The following is a 22,951-nucleotide window of genomic DNA, read 5'->3' on the forward strand; positions in this document are numbered from 1 at the left end:
TATGGCAGAGACGCTCAACCGGATGACCGCACGCTCGGTGGTACTGAGCGTACTGCTGGGAGCGCATCCGGCGTGGGCTACCGCTGCCGAATTGCTCACGCTGACATCAGATTTCGGGTTGAAGGAATCGACGGTGCGGGTCGCGCTGACCAGGCTGGTCGCGACGGGCGATTTGGTCCGCTCCGCCGACGGCTATCGCTTGTCGGACCGATTGCTTGCCCGCCAGCGGCGGCAGGACGAGGCGATGCGGCCCCATGTCAAACCCTGGGACGGTACCTGGACCACGCTGGTGATCACGAGCATCGGCACCGATCCCCGGACCCGCGCATCGCTGCGAACATCGTTGCAGCAGAACCGGTTTGGCGAGCTTCGCGAAGGGGTGTGGCTGCGGCCCGACAACCTCGACATCACGCTTCCCAGTGACATCACCAGCAGAGTGCGGGTGCTGCATTCGCGCGACGACGACCCGGTCGACCTGGCACGCCAGCTGTGGGACCTGCCGCGGTGGGCGCAGACCGCGACCCAGCTGCTCGACGACATGGCCGCGGCGACGGACACACCCGGCCGGTTCGTCGCCGCCGCCGGCATGGTGCGCCACCTGCTCACCGACCCGGTCCTACCGGAGCAACTGCTGCCGCTGGACTGGCCCGCGAACTCGTTGCGGGACAGCTACTTCCGCTTTGCCGACGAGCTGGCGGCCCGTCGTCACCGGACCCAACACTTTATGGAGGCATCGTCATGACCGACGAAGTTCACGTGGAACGACAGGGGCCGGTGACGACGGTGATCATCAACCGGCCCGCTGCGCGCAACGCCGTCAACGGCCCGACGGCCGCGCAGCTGGTGGCCGCGTTCGAAGAGTTCGATGCCGACGACGGCGCATCGGTGGCTGTGCTGTGGGGCGACAACGGAACATTCTGTGCGGGTGCCGATCTCAAGGCGTTCGGCACACCGGAGGCCAACGCCACCCACCGCACGGGGCCGGGACCGATGGGCCCCACGCGAATGGTCTTGTCCAAGCCGGTGATTGCGGCCGTCAGCGGGTACGCGGTCGCAGGTGGGCTGGAGCTGGCGCTGTGGTGTGACCTGCGGGTCGCGGAGGAGGACGCCGTGTTCGGGGTCTTCTGCCGCCGCTGGGGCGTGCCGTTGATCGACGGCGGCACGATTCGGCTGCCGCGGCTGATCGGCCATAGCCGGGCCATGGACATGATCCTCACCGGCCGGCCGGTGGACGCCGCGGAGGCCTATCAGATTGGGCTGGCCAATCGCGTGGTGCCGAGAGGGCAAGCACGCCAAGCCGCCGAGCAGTTGGCTGCTGAGCTCGCCACGTTGCCGCAGCAGTGCATGCGCTCGGACCGGCTGTCGCTGCTCAACCAGTGGGGCCTGTCGGAGAAGGAGGCGCTGGACTTCGAGTTCGGCAGCTTGTCGCGAGTGGCGGCCGAAGCGCTCGAAGGCGCGGGGCGGTTCGCCGCCGGTGCGGGCCGCCACGGCGCACCGGCGTAGCGCTCAGCCGGCGCGACCGTGCGCTGAATGCCACCCGACGCGGCGTGTCACTGGCGCGACACGCACGCTCGGCGCAAGGGGATCAGGGGACCTTGTCGATCCGGTTGGTCATCCCGAGTTCGCGGCCGCGGTCGAGGATGTAGGGGTCGCCGTTGTGGAACATCACGGTCTGATCGGAGCCGTAGACGGTGATGTCGTCGGTAATGGTGTCGGCGATCACGACATTGCCGGAGCCTTGCATGGTGACCGCGTAGCAGACGCCCGACGCGGTGATCGTGTTCCACGATCCGTTGACGAACAGCGTGCCGTTGTTGCAGTCGATGGTCGTCTGGATGCTGACGCCGGTGATGTGCGTGTCGCCTTCGCCGCGAGCATGTGCCGTTGGCATTGCGGCCACCGAGAACGTCAAGCACACCGCGGCGGTGCAACATGCAACGGTTCGCGTCATCGTCGCCCCCTTTGCGCACGTCCCGACCGGCAAAGCGTACCCACGTAGCCGCCCGCTGCGATAGAAGTTGGCGCGGCGTCGCCTGGCTGGTCCAGTCGCGTGAACGACTAGAGTTTCCTGCCGTGGCAGCTGAACCGGAGGCGCGGCCGGCGGGCCGGGCCCGAGGGGCGGGCCGGACGCCGCAGAAATCCGGGGGCCGGTCGACCAAGCTGAGCCGCGACGTGATCGTCAACGCCGCACTGACCTTCCTCGACCGTGAAGGCTGGGATGCGCTGACCATCAATGCACTGGCCGCCCAGCTGGGCACCAAGGGTCCGTCGTTATACAACCACGTCGCCAGCCTCGACGACCTGCGCCGATCGGTGCGCAAGCGCGTCGTCGGCGACATCATTGAGATGCTCGGGACGGTCGGGCAGGGTAGAACCCGCGACGACGCCGTGCTCGTGATGGCCGGCGCCTACCGCAGCTACGCGCACCATCACCCGGGCCGGTACTCGGCGTTCACGCGGATGCCGCTGGACGGCGGCGACGACCCGGAGTTCACCGCAGTGGCACGCGCCGCGGCCGAACCCGTCATCGCAGTGCTGGCGTCCTACGGGCTCGACGGCGACGAGGCGTTCCATGCGGCACTCGAGTTCTGGGCGGCGCTGCACGGATTCGTGCTGCTGGAGATGACCGGCGTGATGGCCGACGTCGACGTCGACGCGGTGTTCTCCGACATGGTGTTGCGGCTCGCGACTGGGATGGAGAAGCGGTAGGCGACGCACGCAGACGCCCGGTGACCTGCGCTTAGGGGCGGCCGACGAGTTTGTTTCGACTGTGCCGGCCCTGGTATCGTAGTCGTCCGTGCCTGGCAGATAAGGCGCCTGCGGTATCGCATGCCCGCACGCCGGGCCAATTCGCATGTCCCCGATGACAGGTCGAGACCGCGGCGGACGCATGCGACACGCCCGGCCTCGGGGTGACCGAGCCAGGCGAAACCGCAGTACAGACGTAAAGACGCAACAGAGAAAGCCGGTAGATGCCAACCATCCAGCAGCTGGTCCGCAAAGGGCGCCAGGACAAGATCGCCAAGGTGAAGACCGCGGCGCTCAAGGGCAGCCCGCAGCGCCGCGGCGTGTGCACCCGCGTGTACACCACCACGCCGAAGAAGCCGAACTCGGCACTTCGCAAGGTCGCGCGCGTGAAGCTGACCAGCCAGGTCGAGGTCACCGCCTACATCCCCGGCGAGGGCCACAACTTGCAGGAGCACTCGATGGTGCTGGTGCGTGGCGGTCGTGTGAAGGACCTCCCTGGCGTGCGCTACAAGATCATCCGCGGCTCGCTGGACACCCAGGGTGTGAAGAACCGCAAGCAAGCGCGCAGCCGTTACGGGGCCAAGAAGGAGAAGAGCTGATGCCGCGCAAGGGGCCCGCGCCCAAGCGTCCGCTGGTCAACGATCCGGTCTACGGGTCGCAGCTGGTCACCCAACTGGTGAACAAAGTCTTGATGCGCGGGAAGAAATCGCTGGCCGAACGCATTGTTTATGGTGCGCTCGAGCAGGCTCGCGAAAAGACCGGTACCGATCCGGTGGTCACGCTCAAGCGCGCTCTCGACAACGTCAAGCCCGCGCTGGAGGTCCGCAGCCGCCGCGTCGGTGGTGCGACCTACCAGGTTCCCGTCGAGGTGCGTCCCGACCGCTCCACCACGCTCGCTCTGCGCTGGCTGGTGGGGTACTCGCGGCAGCGTCGGGAGAAGACGATGGTCGAACGGCTGGCCAACGAGATTCTCGACGCCAGCAACGGGCTGGGTGCCTCTGTGAAGAGGCGCGAAGACACCCACAAGATGGCTGAAGCGAACCGGGCCTTCGCGCACTACCGCTGGTGATGTTCGCCAGGCCCTCGGCCCGTAGCGAGCGCACCGCCAACCAAGCCAACAACGCAACCGAAAGAGTGAGACTTCTGTGGCACAGAAAGATGTGCTGACCGACCTGAGCAAGGTACGCAACTTCGGCATCATGGCGCACATCGATGCCGGTAAGACCACGACGACCGAGCGCATCCTCTACTACACCGGCATCAACTACAAGATCGGTGAGGTGCACGACGGCGCCGCCACCATGGACTGGATGGAGCAGGAGCAGGAGCGAGGGATCACGATCACCTCGGCTGCCACCACCACATTCTGGAAAGAAAACCAGCTCAACATCATCGACACCCCCGGGCACGTCGACTTCACCGTCGAGGTGGAGCGCAACCTGCGCGTGCTCGACGGCGCCGTCGCGGTGTTCGACGGCAAGGAAGGCGTGGAGCCGCAGTCCGAGCAGGTGTGGCGCCAGGCCGACAAGTACGACGTGCCCCGGATCTGCTTCGTCAACAAGATGGACAAGATCGGCGCCGATTTCTACTTCTCCGTGCGCACCATGGAGGAGCGCCTCGGCGCCAATGCGGTGCCGATCCAGTTGCCGATCGGCTCGGAAAGCGAGTTCGAGGGCGTCGTCGACCTGGTCGAGATGAACGCCAAGGTGTGGAGCGCCGAGACCAAGCTCGGCGAGAAGTACGACGTCGTCGACATCCCGGCCGGCCTCGCGGAAAAGGCTGAGGAGTACCGCACCAAGCTGCTGGAGATCGTTGCAGAGTCCGATGAAGAGCTGCTGGAGAAGTACCTCGGCGGCGAGGAATTGACCGTCGCCGAGATCAAGGGTGCGATCCGCAAGCTGACCATCAACTCGGAGATCTATCCGGTGTTGTGTGGCAGCGCGTTCAAGAACAAGGGCGTGCAGCCGATGCTCGACGCGGTCGTCGACTACTTGCCGTCGCCGCTGGACGTGCCGCCGGCGATCGGGCACCGCCCCGGCAAGGAAGACGAAGAGGTCGTCCGCACCGCGAGCGTCGACGAGCCGTTCGCCGCGCTGGCATTCAAGATCGCCACGCATCCGTTCTTCGGCAAGCTGACCTACATCCGCGTGTACTCGGGCACGGTCGACTCGGGTTCGCAGGTGATCAATGCGACCAAGGGCAAGAAAGAGCGGCTGGGCAAGCTGTTTCAGATGCACTCCAACAAGGAGAACCCGGTCGAAAGGGCAAGCGCCGGCCACATTTACGCGGTGATCGGGCTGAAGGACACCACCACCGGTGACACGCTTTCTGACCCGAATGACCAGGTGGTGCTCGAGTCGATGACGTTCCCCGATCCGGTGATCGAGGTGGCCATCGAACCCAAGACCAAGAGCGACCAGGAGAAGCTGTCGGCCTCGATCCAGAAGCTGGCCGAGGAGGATCCGACCTTCAAGGTGCACCTGGATCAGGAGACCGGTCAGACCGTGATCGGCGGCATGGGCGAGTTGCACCTCGACATCCTGGTGGACCGTATGCGCCGCGAGTTCAAGGTCGAGGCCAACGTCGGCAAGCCCCAGGTGGCGTACAAGGAGACCATCCGCCGCAAGGTGGAGAACGTCGAGTACACGCACAAGAAGCAGACGGGTGGCTCCGGCCAGTTCGCGAAGGTGATCATCAGCGTCGAGCCGTTCGTCGGCGAGGACGGTGCCACCTACGAGTTCGAGAACAAGGTCACCGGTGGCCGGATCCCGCGGGAGTACATCCCGTCGGTGGACGCCGGCGCGCAGGACGCGATGCAGTACGGCGTGCTGGCCGGCTATCCGCTGGTGAATCTGAAGGTCACGTTGCTCGACGGTGCCTTCCACGAGGTCGACTCGTCGGAAATGGCGTTCAAGATCGCCGGGTCGCAGGCGCTGAAGAAAGCTGCGCAACAAGCGAATCCGGTGATCCTCGAGCCGATCATGGCCGTCGAGGTCACCACGCCCGAGGACTACATGGGCGACGTGATCGGCGACCTGAACTCCCGCCGTGGTCAGATCCAGGCCATGGAGGAGCGCGGCGGCGCTCGCGTCGTCAAGGCACATGTGCCGCTGTCGGAGATGTTCGGCTACGTCGGCGACCTTCGGTCGAAGACCCAGGGCCGGGCGAACTACTCCATGGTGTTCGACAGCTACGCCGAAGTGCCGGCGCAGGTGTCGAAGGAAATCATCGCGAAGGCGACGGGCCAGTGAGCATCGAGGCCGCTTGCGGCCGAGGAGCGGAGCTGGCCCGGAGTCGAGGAAAAAATAGCGCGAAGGCGACGGGTCAGTGAGCATCGAGGCCGCTTGCGGCCGAGGAGCGGAGCTGGCCCGGAGTCGAGCAATAGATATCGCGAAGGCGACGGGTCAGTAACCCGGTCGTCGGGCGCCGAACAACAACTGCAAAGATCAACCCTGCTTCATTAGCAAGCACCAACAGAAGTCCAGGAGGACAACACAGTGGCGAAGGCGAAGTTCGAGCGGACGAAGCCGCACGTCAACATCGGGACCATTGGTCACGTTGACCACGGCAAGACCACGCTGACCGCAGCAATCACCAAGGTTCTGCACGACAAGTATCCCGATTTGAACGAGTCGCGCGCATTCGACCAGATCGACAATGCGCCTGAGGAGCGTCAGCGCGGCATCACGATCAACATCTCCCACGTGGAGTACCAGACCGAAAAGCGTCACTATGCGCACGTCGACGCTCCGGGCCACGCCGACTACATCAAGAACATGATCACCGGCGCCGCCCAGATGGACGGCGCGATCCTGGTGGTCGCCGCCACCGACGGCCCGATGCCGCAGACCCGCGAGCATGTGCTGCTCGCCCGCCAGGTGGGTGTCCCTTACATCCTCGTGGCGCTGAACAAGGCCGACGCGGTCGACGACGAGGAGCTGCTGGAGCTCGTCGAGATGGAGGTCCGCGAGCTGCTGGCCGCCCAAGAGTTCGACGAGGAGGCTCCGGTCGTGCGCGTCTCGGCGCTCAAGGCGCTCGAGGGCGACGAGAAGTGGGTGAAGAGCGTCGAGGAGCTCATGGAGGCCGTCGACGAGTCGATCCCGGACCCGGTCCGCGAGACCGACAAGCCGTTCCTGATGCCCGTCGAGGACGTCTTCACGATCACCGGCCGCGGCACCGTGGTCACCGGTCGTGTGGAGCGCGGCGTGATCAACGTGAACGAGGAAGTCGAGATCGTCGGCATCCGTCCGAACACCACCAAGACCACGGTCACCGGTGTGGAGATGTTCCGCAAGCTGCTCGACCAGGGCCAGGCCGGCGACAACGTCGGTCTGCTGCTGCGTGGCGTGAAGCGTGAGGACGTCGAGCGCGGCCAGGTTGTCGTGAAGCCCGGCACCACCACCCCGCACACCGAGTTCGAGGGCCAGGTGTACATCTTGTCCAAGGACGAGGGTGGCCGGCACACGCCGTTCTTCAACAACTACCGCCCGCAGTTCTACTTCCGCACCACCGACGTGACCGGTGTGGTGACGCTGCCCGAGGGCACCGAGATGGTGATGCCGGGCGACAACACCAACATTCACGTCAAGCTGATCCAGCCCGTCGCGATGGACGAGGGCCTGCGCTTCGCGATCCGCGAGGGCGGCCGCACCGTCGGCGCCGGCCGGGTCACTAAGATCATCAAGTAGTACAAGCATCACGCCAAACGGCGCTCATCCGAACGGGTGGGCGCCGTTTGGCTTTGCTCACGTCACCGATACCCCACGCGGCCTCCACCGTGAATTCCATTGGCGGGCAGGCTAATTCGCACCGAACGCCAGCCACCGACCGGTGGCGCCGTCTAATGACTCCCACGGTTGGCAGACACTCGGGTCGTCCATGCGCCAGCTTTCGGGCTGACCCGTCAACAATCACCGCGAAATGTCCGTCCTACAGCTAATCTGACACGCAAGGGGGGCGGTGAGGAGCACGCCCGATGTTTGCGCGGTACCTGAAGTCCCAAGTAATCGTCCTGCTGTGCGGCGGCCTGGTCGGGCCGATCTTCCTGGCGGTGTACTTCGCCACCGGCCAATCAAGCCTTCTCCGGTGGATGTTCTTCGTGGGTCTATTGATCACGGCCGCGGACGTGTTGATCGCATTGGCAATGGCCAACTTCAGCGCGAAATCCGCTGCCAAGACAGCAGCTTTGGAACAGACCGGTGTGCTCGCGTTGGCTCACATCACCGGTATCGGCGAAACCGGTACCCGCATCAACGATCAACCGCTGGTGAAGCTCGACCTGCACATCGAAGGGCCTGGCATCGCTGCGTTCGACGCGCACGATCGCGTCATCGCGTCCGTGACACGGTTGGGCAACTTCAATGCCCGCAAACTCGTCGTACTCGTCGACCCCGCCACCAATGAATTCCAAATCGATTGGGAGCGAAGCGCTTTGGTCAATGGTCTAGTGCCGGCTCAGTTCACCGTCGCCGAAGACAACAAGACGTACGATCTGTCCGGGCAAGCCGGTCCGCTGATAGAGATTCTGCGATTGCTCAAGACCAATGGCATACCGTTGAACCGCATGGTCGACATCCGGTCGAACCCTGTTCTGCGGCAGCAAATTCAGGCGATCGTGCGGCGCGCGGTAGCCCAGCAGGCACCACCCGCGCCCGCCGCCTCCACCGTCGCAACGCCTTCGGTCGCACCGCCGCCGGTGGCGTCGCCGAGTTTCGCGCCGCCGCAGGCGTCGATCTCGCAGCGGCTACAGGAACTCGAGACGCTGCGTGCCACCGGTGCAGTGACAGAAGAAGAGTACAAATCCAAGCGGTCTCAGATCATCTCCGAGATCTGACAGTTCGCCGAGCGATGCAGCCGGGACTCGCAATTGGCAGCAACTTAGGCGTACCTTCCGGACACACCGTGGAAAACTCGCCGCGATCGCGGTGATCGCCGTCAAACCCCGCTAGAACACGTTCCAGTTTCGCTGCTAGCCTGACCGAATGGCTGGATCACTCGAGGGACGGGTCGCGTTCGTCACCGGTGCCGCGCGGGGTCAGGGTCGCGCGCACGCGATACGGCTGGCTCACGAGGGCGCGGACATCATCGCCATCGACATCTGCGGGCCGGTGTCACCGTCGATCACCTATCCGCTCGCGACCCCCGAAGACCTCGACGAGACGGTACAGGGCGTCGAGGCGGCGGGCCGCAAAATCCTCGCTCGGCATGTCGACATCCGCGACGCCGCCGCCCTGCGGCAGGTGGTCGCCGACGGCGTCGAGCAGTTCGCCCGGCTCGACATCCTCGTCGCCAACGCGGGCGTGCTCAGTTGGGGCCGGTTGTGGGAGCTGACCGAAGAGCAGTGGGACACAGTCATCGACGTGAACCTGTCGGGCACCTGGCGCACTCTGCGCGCCGCGGTTCCGGCCATGATCGAGGCCGGCAACGGCGGCTCGATCATCATCGTCAGCTCGTCGGCGGGGCTGAAGGCCACGCCGGGCAATGGTCATTATGCGGCGTCCAAGCATGGTCTGGTGGCGCTGACGAACTCGCTGGCGCTGGAAGTCGGTGAGTTCGGCATCCGGGTGAACTCCATTCACCCGTATTCGATCGACACCCCGATGATCGAGCGCGAGGCGATGATGGAGCTCTTCAAAAATCACCCGAGCTTCCTGCACAGCTTCGCACCGATGCCGCTGAACCCCAAAGATGTTGGCGGCAAGCGGCATCGCAATGAATTCATGACGCCAGAAGAGGTTTCCGACGTCGTCGCGTGGCTGGCCGGCGACGGCTCAGCGACGCTATCGGGTGTCCAGATTCCCGTCGACCGCGGCGTGCTGAAGTACTGACCCGTCGGCGTCGGCTACCGGCGAGTAGGGCAGGGGAGAGCTACTCCCGCGCCGGGTGATCGTGTATGAACCGTTACGTGAGCAAACGGATAGTCATCGTCGGTGGTGGATTGGCGGCCGCGCGTACCGCCGAACAGCTGCGGCGGTGTGACTTCGACGGGCCCATCACGATCGTCAGCGACGAGGTCCACCTGCCCTATGACCGTCCGCCGCTGTCCAAGCAGGTGCTGCGCAGCGAGATGGACGACACGGCCCTCAAGCCGCGAGAGTTCTACGACGAGAACGACATCACGCTGCTGCTCGGATCGGCGGCGCGCAGGTTGGACACGGCAAATCAGACGGTGACGCTGGAGGACGGGTCGCAGCTGGAGTACGACGAAGCGGTGATCGCGACTGGCCTTGTGCCGCGGCGGATTCCGTCTTTTCCGGACTTGGCGGGCATCCATGTCCTGCGGTCGTTCGACGAAAGCATGGCGCTGCGGGCAGAGGCCGCGGCAGCCAAGCGCGCGGTGGTAGTGGGTGCCGGGTTCATCGGCTGTGAGGTGGCGGCGAGCCTGCGTGGACTCGGCATCGACGTCGTGATGGTGGAACCGCAACCTGAGCCGCTGGCGTCGGTGCTGGGCGAGCAGATCGGGGCGCTGGTGTCGCGGCTGCACCGTGCCGAGGGTGTCGACGTGCGCACGGGTCTGGGCGTCGAGTCCGTCTCCGGGGGCGACCGGGTCGACAAGGTCGTGCTGACCGACGGGTCCGAGCTGCAGACCGACCTCGTCGTCGTCGGAATCGGCTCGCGGCCGGCCACCGACTGGCTCGAAGGCAGCGGCGTGAAGGTGGACAACGGGGTGGTGTGTGACCACGTCGGTCGCACCAGCGCACCGCATGTGTGGGCGCTCGGCGACGTCGCCTCCTGGCAGGATGCCACCCGACACCAAGCGCGCGTGGAGCACTGGAGCAACGTCACCGAGCAGGCCCGGGTGCTGGTGCCCTCACTGCTCGGCCAGGAGGTTCCGTCGAATATCGTTGTGGTGCCGTACTTTTGGAGCGACCAGTATGACGTCAAGATCCAGTGCCTCGGCGAGCCGGAGGCCGACGACGTCGTGCATCTGGTCCGCGACGACGGCCGCAAGTTCCTGGCGTACTACGAGCGCGACGGCGTGGTGGCCGGCGTGGTCGGCGGCGGTATGCCGGGCGCGGTGATGAAGACGCGGGCCAAGATCGCCGCCGGCGCGCCGATCTCCGAAGTGCTGGACTGAGCGCGCGCCTCTTGCCCCTTTGCCGCGAGTGTGCGTGTCTGCGCACCGACACGCCGGCACGAGCGTACGCCGGCGCACGCTCGCGCCCGTGCCGGCCCGTGCCAGCGCCCGCTAGTGACTCCTAAAACTGCCCGAGGTAGAACCGGCCGCCCTGGTCGTCGCGGCATTCGGCCATGAGGCCATAGGGCTGCCTCGTCGGCTCCTGAAGCACGGTCCCGCCGGCTTCGCGCACCCGCACCACCGCCTCGGCGATGTCGGCCACCGTCCACATCGGCACGGTGGTGGCTGCGGCGCTGCCTCCCGCGACGCCGGCCATCGGGTGCGTGCCGGTGATCTGCCAGCCGTCGTCGATGCGGCCCGGCTCGAAGCTCCATCCCAGCACCCGCCCGTAGAACTCGCGGAACGCCGCTGAGTCCTCGACTTCGTAAGTGACATAAGACAATTCGCCAGGCCCGGCACCGTTGAGCTGTGGCCGAGGAGGCTGGCCGACGGGTTGATAGACCGCGAACCTGGTGCCGCTGGGATCGGTGGCGTCGAGCACGGTGCCGAAGTCGAACGTCTGCTGTTCGCCGAGCTGACCGCCCGCATCGCGGATCGCCTGCGCGGCGGCCTGCAGGTCGTCGACCGCGTAGCAGCAGAACAACGTCGGTGCGGAGTCGACCGGAAAAATCCCGACCGGCTGCTCGGTGCTGGTCACCATGTGCCTGGCGGCGTCGTAGGTCCACCCCAGCACGTGGCCGTAGAACGCCGCGGCCCGGTCGGCGTCCGGTGTCCACACCGAGACGTAGCCGAGGTCGCCGTGCCGAATCGTCTCGACAGGTGCGGCCAACGGGCTGGTGAGCATCCAGCGATGCCCGAATGGATCGATGATGGTGGCGTTGCGGCCACCATGGCCCTCGTAGATATCGCGCTGCACCTGCGCTCCGTGCGCGCGGGCCCGGGCCAACGCGGCATCGATGTCTGCGACGTGCAGCATCAGGCTCACCGAAACAGCTTGCGGCGCAGGTGCTTTGAGGCCAAGCTCGGGATATTCGTCGGCGAGGTAGAGCACGCCGCCGCCCAAGGCCAGCTCGGCGTGACCGATGCGCCCGTCCTCCATCACGATCGGCTCGCCGACCACGACGGCGCCCAGCGCGTCGGTGTACCAAGCGATGGCAGCGCGCGCGTCGGCCACAGCGAGATACGGCAGGGCGGCCGGACGCGGCGGCGGCGCATACGTGTCAGCGGGTTCGGTCAGTTCGGCGATGGCCTGTGCAGTGCCGCTCATCTCAACTCCTTCTGTGCCGGCGGGTAGGGACAGTGCGGATTCGAGCCGGGCCCGCAGCCGGGCAGCGAACTCGGGATCGGGGTGCACCGGAAGGTCGTTGGCGCGCAGCACGTAAAGCGGATCCGTCATCGCGCACCTCCTTCCTCGTAGTGATTGCGAAAAGCCCGGCGTGCCCGCACGAGCAACGCCTCGGTGGCATGCACGCTGCGGCCGATCAGTTGCGCGCACTCGGGCACCGAGCAGTCGTCCATGTAGCGCAGTACCAGCACCGTGCGCTGCGGCTCGGGCAATCGTCGCAGCGTGGCCTCGGCGACCAAGCGGTCCAGCTGCGCGTCCCACGTGTCGGTAGGGTCCGTGGCCTCCGGAACATCGGCGACAGAGATGGCATGACGGTCGGGCCCACGCCGAAAATGGTCTGCCAGTTTGTGTCTCGCGACGCCGATCAGCCACCGCACGCTGATGTCGGGCGGTTCGGCCTTGCGTGCGCTGTCCATCGCCGCGAGGAAGGTCTCCGACGTGAGATCCTCCGCGGTGCGCCGATCGCCGCAGCGGCGCACGAAGTAGCCGTAGACCGCGGGCAGCGCCTGGTCGTAGAGCGCGAGCAGCGCACGCGGAGCGTCGGGCGGGCGGGGTTCGGCGCTCACATCCTTATCGTCGCCGCCGGCCGCCGAACTCCGACGCCTCATGGCCGACTTTTTCTGCGTGAGCGTGCGTTGTTGTACGGCTTGTCGCGGCGTGTCGCCGTACAGACACGCCCGCTCGCGAGGGGAGGGGGAGCTCGCCGCCCGGGCGGATCACGTCGAACGCGTCGCCCAGGGCGTCGGTCAGCGAGACCGATTCGTCGGCAAGCCAATGCTCGTAGGCCGCAAGCGACACCGCCAGCAACGCCCACGCGACGGTCTGCGGTGCGAGGTCGTCGGGCTTGGTGCCGGCCCGCGCGGCGACGAACTCCGCGATGACTTCCCGCCAGCCCGCGTACATGGTCATCGAGTACGCCTGTAGCTCCGTGGTTCGCAGGATCACCTGCATGCGCAATCGGTGCCGCGCGGTCTCGGATTCGTCAAAGGTGTTGAACGCCAACAGTGCATCGCGCAGCGCTTGCTCGACGGGCACACCGGGATCGACGGCAGCCAGCAGTTCGCGCAAGTGCTGCAGATGTGCGTCGAAGTCGCCCCACGGAATCGCGTTCTTCGACGGGTAGTACCGAAACAGTGTCCGGCGGGCGATCCCGGCCGCCTCGGCGACGTCGTCGACGCTGACTTCGGCAAACCCGCGGCGGGCGAACAGGTCGATGGCCACATCGGTGATGTGGTGGCGTGTGGTCGACCTGCGCCGGCCCACTCTGGATTGCACCAGACCTGCCCTTCCATTACGGCACTCGATGCCATATTCTGTCGACTCAACCGCAGTCTGTCGATACCCCAGCAGCAGGAAGGCAGCCCGATGGAACCCAACGCTCAGGTGCACACCGAAGAGGACTTGGTCACCGAGACGCTCGTCGAAGAGGTCTCCATCGACGGCATGTGCGGCGTCTACTAGGCATGTTCGACCCCGCCCGACGCTGGCGGCTGCACCCTCAGGTCGCGGTGCGGCCCGAGCCGTTCGGTGCGCTGCTCTATCACTTCGGCACACGCAAGCTGTCGTTTCTCAAGGACCGGACGATCCTGACGATCGTGCAGTCGCTCGGCGATCACCCGGATGCTCGCTCCGCGTGCCGCGCGGCCGGAGTCCAGGACGGCGCCGAGCGGCCATACCTTCGCGCGTTGGAAACCCTGGCGGCCTCCGACATGCTGATCGGCCAGGAGGCGTGATGACGGCCGTGCCTCGTCTGGTCGAGCAGTTCGAACGCGGCCTCGACGCACCGATTTGCCTGACGTGGGAGTTGACCTACGCGTGCAACCTCGCCTGCGTGCACTGCTTGTCGTCGTCGGGCCGGCGCGATCCCCGCGAGCTGACCACGCGCCAATGCATGGACGTGATCGACGAGCTCGAGCGCATGCAGGTCTTCTACGTCAACATCGGCGGTGGCGAACCGACTGTGCGCCAAGACTTTTGGGAGCTCGTCGACTATGCCACCGCGCATCACGTCGGTGTGAAGTTCTCCACCAACGGCGTGCGGATCACCCGGGCGCGAGCCGAGCAACTCGCCGCCAGCGATTACGTCGACGTCCAGATTTCGCTCGACGGCGCCACCGCTGAGGTCAACGACGCGGTGCGCGGCCCCGGCTCGTATGACATGGCACTGCGGGCGCTCGATCATCTGCAGGCGGCGGGGTTCGAAGACGCCAAGATCTCGGTGGTGGTCACCCGCCACAACATCGGCCAGCTCGACGAATTCGCTGCGCTGGCAAGCCGTTACGGCGCGACGCTGCGCATCACCAGACTTCGTCCCTCCGGGCGCGGCGCCGACGTGTGGGATGAGCTGCATCCGACCGCAGAGCAGCAGGTGCAGCTCTACCACTGGCTGGTGGACCACGGTGAGCGTGTGCTCACCGGCGACTCGTTCTTCCACCTGTCGCCGCTGGGTGCGCCCGGAGCGCTGGCCGGCCTGAACCTGTGCGGCGCCGGTCGGGTGGTGTGCCTGATCGACCCCGTCGGCGACGTGTACGCCTGCCCGTTCGCTATCCACGACCGCTTCCTGGCCGGAAACGTCTTGCGCGACGGCGGATTCGACCATGTGTGGAAGAACGCGCCGCTGTTCCGGGAGCTGCGTGAGCCGCAATCAGCCGGAGCGTGCAACAGCTGCGGGCACTACGACAGCTGCCGCGGCGGTTGCATGGCCGCGAAGTTCTTCACCGGCCTGCCGATGGACGGCCCGGACCCCGAATGTGTTCAAGGCTATGGAGCGCCCGCGCTGGCACAGCCTCGACATGTGCCCCGGCCCAGCGGCGACCATTCGCGGCGTGGCCCTGTCCCGCTGACCCTGGTGCCCCGCCCGCCGGCGCGCCTGTGCAACGAAAGCCCGGTGTAGCGATGGCTCAGTGGTTCGAAACGGTGGCGTTCGCGCAGCAGAAGGCCAAGAAGCGGCTGCCCAAGCCGGTGTACTCGGCATTGCTGGCCGCCAGCGAAAAGGGCGTGACCGCCTCCGACAACGTCGAGGCGTTCAGCGAACTGGGCTTCGCGCCCCACGTCATCGGCGCCACCGAAAAACGTGACATGGCGACAACCGTTCTGGGACAAGATATTTCGCTTCCGGTGGTCATCTCGCCGACCGGGGTGCAGGCGGTCCACCCCGACGGCGAAGTGGCCGTCGCGCGGGCAGCTGCCGCTCGTGGCACCGCGATGGGGTTGTCGTCGTTCGCGAGCAAGCCCATCGAAGAGGTGATCGCCGCCAACCCCAAGCTGTTCTTCCAGATCTACTGGCTCGGCGATCGCGACGCGATCGCGCAGCGGGTCCAGCGTGCCCGCGACGCCGGGGCCGCGGGGCTCATTCTCACCACGGACTGGAGCTTCTCGCACGGTCGCGACTGGGGCAGCCCGAAGATCCCTGAGGCGATGAACCTGCGCACCACCGTGCGGATGCTGCCGACTGGCCTCACCAAGCCCGCCTGGCTGTGGGAGTGGGCGAAGACCATGCGACCGCCCGACCTGCGCGTGCCCAACCAGGCGCGCCGCGGCGAACAAGGCCCACCGTTCTTCGCCGCGTACGGGGAATGGATGAACACCCCACCGCCCACCTGGGACGACGTCGCCTGGCTGCGGGAACTGTGGGGCGGGCCCTTCATGCTCAAGGGCGTGATGCGGGTCGACGACGCGAAACGCGCGGTGGATGCGGGTGTTTCGGCGATTTCGGTGTCCAACCACGGCGGAAACAACCTCGACTCCACCCCCGCCCCGATCCGGGCCCTGCCCGCGATCGTCGACGCGGTGGGCGGCGACGTCGAGGTGCTGCTGGACGGCGGCATCCGCCGGGGTAGCGACGTGGTCAAGGCGGTGGCCTTGGGCGCCCGCGCCGTGATGATCGGTCGTGCCTACCTTTGGGGTCTCGCCGCCGCCGGGCAGGCCGGCGTCGAGAACGTGCTCGACATCCTTCGCGGCGGCATCGACTCGGCGCTGCGCGGGCTCGGCCGGTCGTCGATCCACGACCTGCGCCCCGACGACATCGTCGTGCCGCCGGGCTTCACCCGGGCATTGGGAGAGCCGCCCGACCGGAGTTGACGACGGTCCGGCGAGCACGCAATGGTGCCGACGGGACTGACGGTGCTGCCGTGAACGATGAGGGTCAGACGGCCCCGGCATTTGCCGCAGCAAGATTTCTCATCCCCCAACATGTGATGTATCCCAGATGAATTCGGCCTACGATCGCCACGTGACCTTCCCGACGGAGTTGGGGAAGTCGACGTCGAAGCAGGTCGAAGGTGCGTCGCCAATCGTGGTGGTGCCGGTGGGCTCCACCGAGCAGCATGGACCCCACCTGCCGCTGGACACCGACACCCGCATCGCTGCCGCAGTCACGCACGCCATTGTCGCGGCCCTCGCGGGTGGTGGTCAGCCGGCCGTCGCCGCTCCCGCGGTCGCCTACGGGTCCAGTGGAGAGCATCAGGGTTTCGCCGGGACGATTTCGATCGGAACTGCGGTGCTCGAGCAACTGCTGGTCGAGTTCGGACGCTCGGCGTGCGAGTGGGCGCCGCGGATCGTGTTCGTCAACGGTCACGGCGGAAACCTCGACGCGCTGGTCGCGGCGGTACGCCTGCTGAGGAGCGAAGACCGTGACGTCGCGTGGTGCCCGTGTGCGGTGCCGCGCGGCGACGCGCACGCCGGGCATACAGAAACGTCGATATTGCTGCACCTTTCACCCTCAACTGTGCGACTCGACGAGCGCCGTGCAGGTAACGTGTCTCCGCTAGCGGACTTGATGTCAAGGATGCGCCGCGGCGGAGTAGCCGCAGTGAGCGAGGTAGGAGTGCTGGGGGACCCCACCACCGCGACGGCCGAGGCTGGCGCGCGTCTCTTCCGGGAGATGACGGATGTCTGCGCCGCCCGAGTCCGACGCTGGGCCCCCGGCGGCAACGGAATGCTGACATGACCCAGCCGCGGCTGCCGGACGGATTCGCCGTCCAGGTCGACCGGCGGGTGCGTGTTCTCGGCGCAAACGCCGCCCTTCTCGGTGGGTCGCCCACCCGCCTGCTGCGGCTGGCGCCGTCGGCCCGCAGCCTGCTGGACAACGGTCGGCTGGAGGTGCACGACGCTGTCACCGCGCAGCTGGCGCGGGCGCTGCTGGACGCCACGGTGGCCCACCCCCGGCCGTCCGGTGGCCCGTCCCACCGCGACGTGACCGTCGTTATTCCGGTGCGGGACAACATGTTTGGTCTTCGGCGCCTGTTGTCGACGCTGCGCGGGTTGCGGGTGGTAGTGGTCGACGACGGCTCCGCGATACCGGTGAGGGAGTCCGACTTCGAGCGCTTCAGCTGCCAGGTTCAGGTGATCAGGCACTCCCGGAGCAAGGGGCCCGCAGCCGCCCGCAACACCGGGCTGGCGGCGTGCACCACCGACTTCGTCGCATTCCTGGACTCCGACGTCGTGCCTCGCCGCGGCTGGCTGGAGGCGCTGCTAGGGCACTTCGTGGACCCAGCCGTGGCGCTGGTGGCGCCCCGGATCATCGGGCTCACCCAGAGCGACAACATGATCGCCCGCTACGAGGCGGTGCGCTCGTCGCTGGATCTGGGGCGGCGTGAGGCGCCGGTCGTCCCGTACGGCACCGTGTCCTATGTGCCGAGCGCGGCCGTCATCTGCCGACGCTCAGCGCTGCTGGCCGCCGGCGGTTTCGACGAGACGTTGCGCTGTGGCGAGGACGTCGACCTGTGCTGGCGGCTGGTGGAGTCCGGCGCCCGGCTGCGCTACGAGCCGATCGCGCTGGTGGCCCACGACCATCGGGTCGGTGTTCGGGAATGGTTGTCCCGCAAGGCATTCTACGGTAGTTCTGCGGCGCCGCTGTCGGTCCGCCATCCCGACAAGACCGCTCCGCTGGTCATCTCCGGCTGGAGCCTGGTGTTGTGGCTGCTGCTGGCCATGGGCTCGTGCATGAGCTATCTGGTCTCGATGGTCATCGCCGTGCTGATGGCGCGCAGGATCGCCAACACGCTCGACGGGGTCGACTCCAAGCCGCGCGATGTCGCCGTGCTCGCCGCGCGCGGCCTCGGAGGCGCAGCCCTGCAACTGGCCTCGGCGATCTGCCGCCACTACTGGCCGATCGCGCTTTTGGCCGCGATACTTTTCCGCCGCTGCCGGCACATTGTGCTGATGGCTGCAGTGGTCGACGGGGTGGCGGACTGGCTGAGCCGGCACAACAACGTCGACCGGCAGACAAAGCAGCTCGGCGTTCTGACCTACCTGGCGCTCAAGCGTCTCGACGATATCGCCTACGGCACCGGGATGTGGATGGGAATGGTCCAGGAGCGTCATCCCGGACCGTTGAAGCCGCAGATTCGGACATAGCCAGCCGTTGCACAGCGACGTCTTGGTCATCGGCGCCGGTAGCGCAGGATGTGTTGTCGCCGAGCGGCTCTCCGCCGACGAACGGTGCCGGGTCACCGTGGTGGAGGCCGGACCGGCGGCGACCGATCCGGGTGTCGCGGCGGTGGTGGCGGACGGATCGGTGCTGCCGGTGGGCGCCGGGAGCCGTCTGGTGCACCGGTTCGAGACGGTGCTGACGCAGCATCCGCGCCGCCCGACGCTGGTCGTCCGGGGTGCGGTGGTCGGCGGCTCCGGTGCGGTCAACGGTGGCTATTTCTGCCGCGGTCTGCCGGGCGACTTCGACGCGTGGGGACTTCCCGGCTGGAGCTGGTCAGATGTGCTGCGGCACTTCCGCGACACCGAAACCGATCTGGACTTCGACGGCCCGGCGCATGGCAGCTCGGGGCCGATCACCGTGCGGCGCGTCAACGAAATGTCTGATAGCACAGCCGAATTCGTAGGAAAGGCGCGTGATGCCGGCTTCGACTGGATACCGGACCTCAACGGCGCCGTGTATCCGGCGGACGCGGCAACCGGGGTGGGTGCGGTACCACTCAATGTCGACAACGGCACCCGTGTCCAGCCGGGTTCGGCCATCCTGTCACCTGCTCTGGACCGGCCCAACCTGACGCTGCTGACCCGCACGTCAGTGCGCCGACTCAGCATCTCGGCCGGCCAGGTGACGGGCGCTGAGGCCACCACGGCTGACGGTTCCGTGTCGTTGACGGCGGATCGCATCGTGCTGTGCGCGGGAGCGATCGCCACGGCGCACTTGCTGATGCTCTCGGGCATCGGCGACGAGAAAGGTCTGCGCGCCCACGGAATAGAGGTGGTCCAACCCGCACCGGTCGGCATGCACTGTGTCGACCATCCGGAGTGGGTGATGCCTACCAGCTGGCGTAGCAGCCCCGGCCGTCCCGTGCTGGAGGCTGTCCTGCACACCGACTCAGGGCTCGAAATCCGGCCTTACACAGGCGGTTTCATCGCGATGGTCGGCGACGGCACGGGTGGGCGGCCGGACTGGCCGCACGTCGGAGTGGCGCTGATGCAGCCGCGGTCGCGAGGGACGGTCAGCGTGCGGTCGGCCCATCCGGATGTGGCGCCGCGCATCGAGCACCGCTACGACAGCGAGCCGGCCGACGTCGCGGCCCTGCGCGACGGTGCACAGCTCGCGAGTTACCTGTGCCCGCTCAGCCACCCGGACGCCGAACCGCTGTGGTCGACGTCGCAGCATCTGTGCGCGACGGCGCCGATGGGCACCGACCACGACGAGCGCGCTGTGCTCGACCCGAAGTGCCGGGTGCGCGGGGTCGAGGGACTGTGGGTGATCGACGGCGCTGCGCTACCCGCGATACCCAGCCGGGGCCCGCACGCCACGATCGTGATGCTGGCCCACCGCGCCGCCGAGTTCGTCGCCGCGGGATGACTGTCGCCACCGCGCCGACAAGTGGCGCACCAGCCGCAGCTGTTCGCCGTCGCGTCCCGGTGCCCACAGGCCGACCAGGCAGGCGCCGATCGCGATGCTGACCGCCAGGGCCAGCGACGACGAGTGCATGGCCTCGACAAACGATGCCTTTGCCACGTCTGCCAGCTGACTGCCTTGCGGGCCAAGATGTTCTGAAACCTTCATGGCCTCAGCGAGGGAGTGCGACGCCGGGCCGCGCAGGGGTTCGGGAAATGCCGAGAGCTTGGGGCGCAACACGTTTGCGTAGTTCGCGGCGAGAATGGAACCGGCGACCGCAATGCCCAGCGCCGCACCGATTTCGCGGGTCGCGTCGTTGATCGCCGATGCCACGCCTTGTTTTTCGTCGGGAGCGGCGTTCATGATCGCCGACGTCGCCGACGCGGTGCACAGTCCGATGCCGATCGACATCACCGTGATCGGCCATGCCATCTCCAGGTAGGTAGCCCCGAGCTCCATGGTGCGCATGAAGAATATCCCCACCGCCACGAGAAGAAGGCCGGTGAACAGCACGAGCCGCAGGCCGAGTTTCGGCAGATACCAGAAGGACAGCAGGCACAGGATGAAGATCGGCACGAACAGCGGGGTCAGCGCGAGCGCCGTATGGAGCGCCGAATAGCCAAGCACCTCTTGGCAATACTGCATGATCAGGTAGAAGAACCCGAAGTTGGCGAAGAAGAAGATCGTGACCGCCAAAGCGCCAGTGGCGAATTCGGGCCGCTTGAACAGCCGCACGTCCAGCAGTGGACGGCGACGGCGCAACTCCACGAAGCCGAACACCGCGGCGAGAACTAACCCCGCCACCAGAGACGCGGTCACCACCGGATCGGTCCACCCGCGCGTCGGCGCTTCGATGACGCCGAACACAAACACCGCGACCGACATCGCGATCAGTGCCGCGCCCAGCCAGTCGACCGGCGGCGCGTCGGCTTCTCGGGATTCCGCCACAGTCAATGTGAGCGCGAACAGCAGCGCCGCCGCGGCGGCCAGCGCCCAGAAGATCGCCTTCCACTCCCAGAAGTTCAGCAAAAAGCCCGGCACCAGCAGACCCACCACGGCGGCCATGCCCGCGACGCCGGCCCAGATGCCGACGGCCTTGGTGCGCTGGTCTTTCGGGTAGACGACGGTGAGCAGCGACAGCGTGGCCGGCATGATGAACGCCGCGCCTGCGCCGGCGACGGCCCGCGAGACGATGATCTGCACCGGACTGTCGAACAACAGCGGCGCCAGCGACGCGAAAAAGAAGATGGCCAGTCCCACCAGCAAGGCTTTCCGGCGTCCGTAGCGATCGCCGATCGCACCGGCGGGCAGCAGCAGACAGGCGAGGACCAGCGTGTAACCGTCGACCACCCAGGTCAGCTGGGTTTGGGTGGCCGTGGTGGCGACGGCGATGTCGCCCAAAGCGGTGTTCAACGCGATCATCGAGGCGATCACCAACGCCACCCCGCTGCACGCCACCACCAGCGTCCATGTCCGTCGGCGCCGGGAAACGTCGGTCACATCGGGCGTGCTGGCATCGGGCCGCATAAGGGTGTCGACCATGGTCGTCAGACCGGCCACGGTGTTCCTTCCGGTGGAGGGCGGTAGATTTTTCGAGACTAATCGTCTAGTTCATAGACCGAAAGTCTTGCGCTCAAACATCCGCCGCCCCGGCCCGGCGGTTACCGCAGCGAATAGCGAATTGGCAGGTGTTTGAGGCCGCCGACGAACACGGTGGCGGACAGCTCCGGACGGCCTGCCAGCTCCACCGCGTCCAGGCGCGGGATGAGCTCGGTGAACAGGCTTCTCATCTCCATCCGGGCCAGCGCTGCACCGAGGCAGAAATGCACGCCGTAACCGAATGCGAGGTGCTTGTTCGGATCGCGGCTCACGTCGAAGCGGAACGGTTCGTCGAAGACATCCTCGTCGCGGTTGGCCGAGGTGTATGCCAGGTACACCGACTCGCCTTTGGCGATCGGCACGCCGCGCACCTCGGTGTCTTGCGTTGCGGTGCGCATGAATTCCTTGACGGGTGTGGTCCAGCGGATCATTTCCTCGACCGCCGTGGGCATCAGCTCGGGGTGCTCGCGCAGCCGCGCCAGCTGGTCGGAGTTCTCGATCAGCGCGCGCATGCCGCCGGAGATCGCGTCCTTGGTGGTGTCATGGCCGGCGGTCGCAACGATGACGTAGTACGACGCCGTGTCGAGGTCCGACAGCGGCTCACCATTGATCTTGGCGTTGGCGATTGCCGACGCCAGGTCCTCGGTCGGATGCGCGCGCCGCGACGCCGTCAGCGCGTTGAAATAGGCGAAGAAGTCGAGCAGTACCTGCAGCTGCTCCTCCGGTGTGGTTCCGCGCTTGTATTCCTCGTCGTCGCCGCCGAACAGTTCCTGGGTGAGCGTCAGCATGCGGGGGAAGTCTTCTTCGGGGATGCCCAGCAGCGACATGATCACCTGAAGCGGGTAGTTCATCGCGATGTCGGTGACGAAGTCGCATTCCGGCCCGATGTCGCGCATCTTGTCGACGGTTTGGCGGGCCAGTTCGTCGACACGAACCTTCAAGTCCCGCATGGCTTTCGGACGAAACCAGTCGGCGCCGATCGCCCGTACGTCCCGGTGGTAGGGGTCGTCCATGTGAATCAGCGTGCGCAGTCCCATGCCGGCCTCCAGTTGAGCGCGCGCCAAGTCGTCGGCCTCCGCTGTCTGCAGCAGCGGTCGCGGCTCGTTGATCCACAGGTTGTTGTCGCGCTCGATCGCCATGATGTCGGCATGCTTGGTGATCGCCCAGAACGGCCGGTACGGCGGCACGTCGACGTACGCGACGGGCGCGTGAGCGCGAAGGTGTGCCATGGCGGCGTGCAGGCGCTCCTCGTCCGCGTAAGAGGTGGGGTCCGCGAACACCCTCGCGGCGTCGTCGACAATTGGCGCGCCCATGGTCTGCTCCTCGTTGAGTCGGTGGTCACGAG

22 protein-coding genes and 1 pseudogene are annotated in these 22,951 nt (G+C 66.7%); 17 read left to right on the top strand and 6 right to left on the bottom strand.

Annotation, left to right across the window (positions count from 1 at the left end; all coding sequences use genetic code 11):
* Position 1: 1 nt before the first annotated feature.
* Both AC5Y39_RS12890 and AC5Y39_RS12895 read left to right on the top strand, forming a co-directional pair.
* Positions 2–742, top strand: coding sequence for a PaaX family transcriptional regulator C-terminal domain-containing protein (locus AC5Y39_RS12890; protein WP_500048224.1), 741 nt, complete (start codon positions 2–4; stop codon positions 740–742).
* A complete protein-coding gene (locus AC5Y39_RS12895) occupies positions 739–1,503 on the top strand; it encodes a crotonase/enoyl-CoA hydratase family protein (RefSeq protein ID WP_500020257.1) in 765 nt (254 codons plus the stop codon). The genes AC5Y39_RS12890 and AC5Y39_RS12895 overlap by 4 nt, the downstream gene beginning before the upstream one ends.
* A gap of 82 nt (positions 1,504–1,585) precedes the next feature.
* On the opposite strand, the gene AC5Y39_RS12900 is transcribed toward AC5Y39_RS12895, so the two are convergent.
* A complete protein-coding gene (locus AC5Y39_RS12900; RefSeq protein WP_500020255.1) occupies positions 1,586–1,951 on the bottom strand; it encodes a DUF3060 domain-containing protein in 366 nt (121 codons plus the stop codon).
* Positions 1,952–2,160: 209 nt separating this feature from the next.
* Here AC5Y39_RS12900 and AC5Y39_RS12905 point away from each other — a divergent pair, with 209 nt between their 5' ends.
* The 8 genes from AC5Y39_RS12905 (at position 2,161) to AC5Y39_RS12940 (ending at position 10,825) form a co-directional block, all read left to right on the top strand.
* Positions 2,161–2,709 (top strand): TetR/AcrR family transcriptional regulator, encoded by a 549-nt coding sequence (locus AC5Y39_RS12905; RefSeq protein WP_499912349.1) that lies wholly within the window; start codon positions 2,161–2,163, stop codon positions 2,707–2,709.
* A 263-nt stretch (positions 2,710–2,972) separates the two neighbouring features.
* Positions 2,973–3,347, top strand: a complete 375-nt coding sequence (gene rpsL, locus AC5Y39_RS12910; protein ID WP_424745522.1) for a 30S ribosomal protein S12 — start codon at positions 2,973–2,975, stop codon at positions 3,345–3,347.
* Positions 3,347–3,817: a 30S ribosomal protein S7 gene (gene rpsG / locus AC5Y39_RS12915; RefSeq protein ID WP_499912338.1), complete on the top strand. Its 471-nt coding sequence runs from the start codon at positions 3,347–3,349 to the stop codon at positions 3,815–3,817. The genes rpsL and rpsG overlap by 1 nt, the downstream gene beginning before the upstream one ends.
* 76 nt (positions 3,818–3,893) lie before the next feature.
* Positions 3,894–5,999, top strand: coding sequence for an elongation factor G (fusA, locus tag AC5Y39_RS12920; protein ID WP_500020253.1), 2,106 nt, complete (start codon positions 3,894–3,896; stop codon positions 5,997–5,999).
* A 246-nt stretch (positions 6,000–6,245) separates the two neighbouring features.
* On the top strand, positions 6,246–7,436 hold the full coding sequence (tuf, locus tag AC5Y39_RS12925) for an elongation factor Tu (RefSeq protein WP_499912332.1): 1,191 nt from the start codon (positions 6,246–6,248) through the stop codon (positions 7,434–7,436).
* Positions 7,437–7,723: 287 nt separating this feature from the next.
* On the top strand, positions 7,724–8,581 hold the full coding sequence (locus AC5Y39_RS12930) for an SHOCT domain-containing protein (RefSeq protein WP_500020251.1): 858 nt from the start codon (positions 7,724–7,726) through the stop codon (positions 8,579–8,581).
* A 148-nt stretch (positions 8,582–8,729) separates the two neighbouring features.
* Positions 8,730–9,575 carry a mycofactocin-coupled SDR family oxidoreductase gene (locus tag AC5Y39_RS12935; protein WP_500020249.1) on the top strand — a complete coding sequence of 282 codons (846 nt, stop codon included), beginning with the start codon at positions 8,730–8,732 and terminating at the stop codon, positions 9,573–9,575.
* 65 nt (positions 9,576–9,640) lie between these two features.
* Positions 9,641–10,825: an NAD(P)/FAD-dependent oxidoreductase gene (locus AC5Y39_RS12940; protein ID WP_500020247.1), complete on the top strand. Its 1,185-nt coding sequence runs from the start codon at positions 9,641–9,643 to the stop codon at positions 10,823–10,825.
* A 121-nt stretch (positions 10,826–10,946) separates the two neighbouring features.
* On the opposite strand, the gene AC5Y39_RS12945 is transcribed toward AC5Y39_RS12940, so the two are convergent.
* The 3 genes and pseudogenes from AC5Y39_RS12945 to mftR form a co-directional block, all read right to left on the bottom strand.
* Positions 10,947–12,221: a VOC family protein gene (locus AC5Y39_RS12945; RefSeq protein ID WP_500020245.1), complete on the bottom strand. Its 1,275-nt coding sequence runs from the start codon at positions 12,219–12,221 to the stop codon at positions 10,947–10,949.
* Complete coding sequence (locus AC5Y39_RS12950) at positions 12,218–12,736, bottom strand: RNA polymerase sigma factor (RefSeq protein WP_500048225.1); 519 nt, start codon at positions 12,734–12,736, stop codon at positions 12,218–12,220. The genes AC5Y39_RS12945 and AC5Y39_RS12950 overlap by 4 nt, the downstream gene beginning before the upstream one ends.
* A gap of 139 nt (positions 12,737–12,875) precedes the next feature.
* A pseudogene (gene mftR / locus AC5Y39_RS12955) lies at positions 12,876–13,448 on the bottom strand (mycofactocin system transcriptional regulator MftR); the annotation flags it as partial.
* Between the two features lie 87 nt (positions 13,449–13,535).
* On the opposite strand from mftR, the gene mftA reads away from it, so the two are divergent.
* The 7 genes from mftA (at position 13,536) to mftG (ending at position 19,971) form a co-directional block, all read left to right on the top strand.
* Positions 13,536–13,631, top strand: coding sequence for a mycofactocin precursor MftA (gene mftA / locus AC5Y39_RS12960; RefSeq protein WP_499912319.1), 96 nt, complete (start codon positions 13,536–13,538; stop codon positions 13,629–13,631).
* 2 nt (positions 13,632–13,633) lie between these two features.
* Positions 13,634–13,903, top strand: a complete 270-nt coding sequence (mftB, locus tag AC5Y39_RS12965; protein ID WP_500020241.1) for a mycofactocin biosynthesis chaperone MftB — start codon at positions 13,634–13,636, stop codon at positions 13,901–13,903.
* Positions 13,900–15,063, top strand: a complete 1,164-nt coding sequence (mftC, locus tag AC5Y39_RS12970; protein ID WP_500020239.1) for a mycofactocin radical SAM maturase — start codon at positions 13,900–13,902, stop codon at positions 15,061–15,063. Before mftB ends, mftC begins: the two co-directional genes overlap by 4 nt.
* 2 nt (positions 15,064–15,065) lie before the next feature.
* Complete coding sequence (mftD, locus tag AC5Y39_RS12975; RefSeq protein WP_500020237.1) at positions 15,066–16,250, top strand: pre-mycofactocin synthase MftD; 1,185 nt, start codon at positions 15,066–15,068, stop codon at positions 16,248–16,250.
* Between the two features lie 127 nt (positions 16,251–16,377).
* The gene (gene mftE, locus AC5Y39_RS12980) at positions 16,378–17,118 is read left to right on the top strand and encodes a mycofactocin biosynthesis peptidyl-dipeptidase MftE (RefSeq protein ID WP_500020235.1); all 741 of its coding nucleotides are present in this window, start codon (positions 16,378–16,380) and stop codon (positions 17,116–17,118) included.
* Positions 17,115–18,527: a mycofactocin biosynthesis glycosyltransferase MftF gene (gene mftF, locus AC5Y39_RS12985; RefSeq protein WP_500020233.1), complete on the top strand. Its 1,413-nt coding sequence runs from the start codon at positions 17,115–17,117 to the stop codon at positions 18,525–18,527. Before mftE ends, mftF begins: the two co-directional genes overlap by 4 nt.
* Positions 18,528–18,534: 7 nt before the next feature.
* Positions 18,535–19,971, top strand: coding sequence for a mycofactocin dehydrogenase MftG (mftG, locus tag AC5Y39_RS12990; RefSeq protein WP_500020231.1), 1,437 nt, complete (start codon positions 18,535–18,537; stop codon positions 19,969–19,971).
* Here the strand turns inward: mftG and AC5Y39_RS12995 are convergent.
* Both AC5Y39_RS12995 and AC5Y39_RS13000 read right to left on the bottom strand, forming a co-directional pair.
* Positions 19,888–21,549, bottom strand: coding sequence for an MFS transporter (locus tag AC5Y39_RS12995; RefSeq protein ID WP_500048229.1), 1,662 nt, complete (start codon positions 21,547–21,549; stop codon positions 19,888–19,890). The genes mftG and AC5Y39_RS12995 overlap by 84 nt on opposite strands.
* 119 nt (positions 21,550–21,668) lie before the next feature.
* Positions 21,669–22,919 (bottom strand): cytochrome P450, encoded by a 1,251-nt coding sequence (locus AC5Y39_RS13000; RefSeq protein WP_500020229.1) that lies wholly within the window; start codon positions 22,917–22,919, stop codon positions 21,669–21,671.
* Positions 22,920–22,951: the final 32 nt, after the last annotated feature.

The organism is Mycobacterium sp. NGS39 (genome assembly GCF_059812765.1).

What these genes read in the sequence shown, in the direction of transcription:
- mftD (WP_500020237.1), top strand. Translation starts at nt 15,066, where the DNA reads ATGGCTCAGTGGTTCGAAACGGTGGCGTTCGCGCAGCAGAAGGCCAAG.
- mftE (WP_500020235.1), top strand. Translation starts at nt 16,378, where the DNA reads ATGAATTCGGCCTACGATCGCCACGTGACCTTCCCGACGGAGTTGGGG.
- mftF (WP_500020233.1), top strand. Translation starts at nt 17,115, where the DNA reads ATGACCCAGCCGCGGCTGCCGGACGGATTCGCCGTCCAGGTCGACCGG.
- AC5Y39_RS12900 (WP_500020255.1), bottom strand. Translation starts at nt 1,951, where the DNA reads ATGACGCGAACCGTTGCATGTTGCACCGCCGCGGTGTGCTTGACGTTC.
- AC5Y39_RS12895 (WP_500020257.1), top strand. Translation starts at nt 739, where the DNA reads ATGACCGACGAAGTTCACGTGGAACGACAGGGGCCGGTGACGACGGTG.
- mftB (WP_500020241.1), top strand. Translation starts at nt 13,634, where the DNA reads ATGTTCGACCCCGCCCGACGCTGGCGGCTGCACCCTCAGGTCGCGGTG.
- AC5Y39_RS12935 (WP_500020249.1), top strand. Translation starts at nt 8,730, where the DNA reads ATGGCTGGATCACTCGAGGGACGGGTCGCGTTCGTCACCGGTGCCGCG.
- rpsG (WP_499912338.1), top strand. Translation starts at nt 3,347, where the DNA reads ATGCCGCGCAAGGGGCCCGCGCCCAAGCGTCCGCTGGTCAACGATCCG.
- AC5Y39_RS12995 (WP_500048229.1), bottom strand. Translation starts at nt 21,549, where the DNA reads ATGGTCGACACCCTTATGCGGCCCGATGCCAGCACGCCCGATGTGACC.
- rpsL (WP_424745522.1), top strand. Translation starts at nt 2,973, where the DNA reads ATGCCAACCATCCAGCAGCTGGTCCGCAAAGGGCGCCAGGACAAGATC.
- AC5Y39_RS12945 (WP_500020245.1), bottom strand. Translation starts at nt 12,221, where the DNA reads ATGACGGATCCGCTTTACGTGCTGCGCGCCAACGACCTTCCGGTGCAC.
- AC5Y39_RS12940 (WP_500020247.1), top strand. Translation starts at nt 9,641, where the DNA reads ATGAACCGTTACGTGAGCAAACGGATAGTCATCGTCGGTGGTGGATTG.
- mftA (WP_499912319.1), top strand. Translation starts at nt 13,536, where the DNA reads ATGGAACCCAACGCTCAGGTGCACACCGAAGAGGACTTGGTCACCGAG.
- AC5Y39_RS12890 (WP_500048224.1), top strand. Translation starts at nt 2, where the DNA reads ATGGCAGAGACGCTCAACCGGATGACCGCACGCTCGGTGGTACTGAGC.
- AC5Y39_RS12930 (WP_500020251.1), top strand. Translation starts at nt 7,724, where the DNA reads ATGTTTGCGCGGTACCTGAAGTCCCAAGTAATCGTCCTGCTGTGCGGC.
- AC5Y39_RS13000 (WP_500020229.1), bottom strand. Translation starts at nt 22,919, where the DNA reads ATGGGCGCGCCAATTGTCGACGACGCCGCGAGGGTGTTCGCGGACCCC.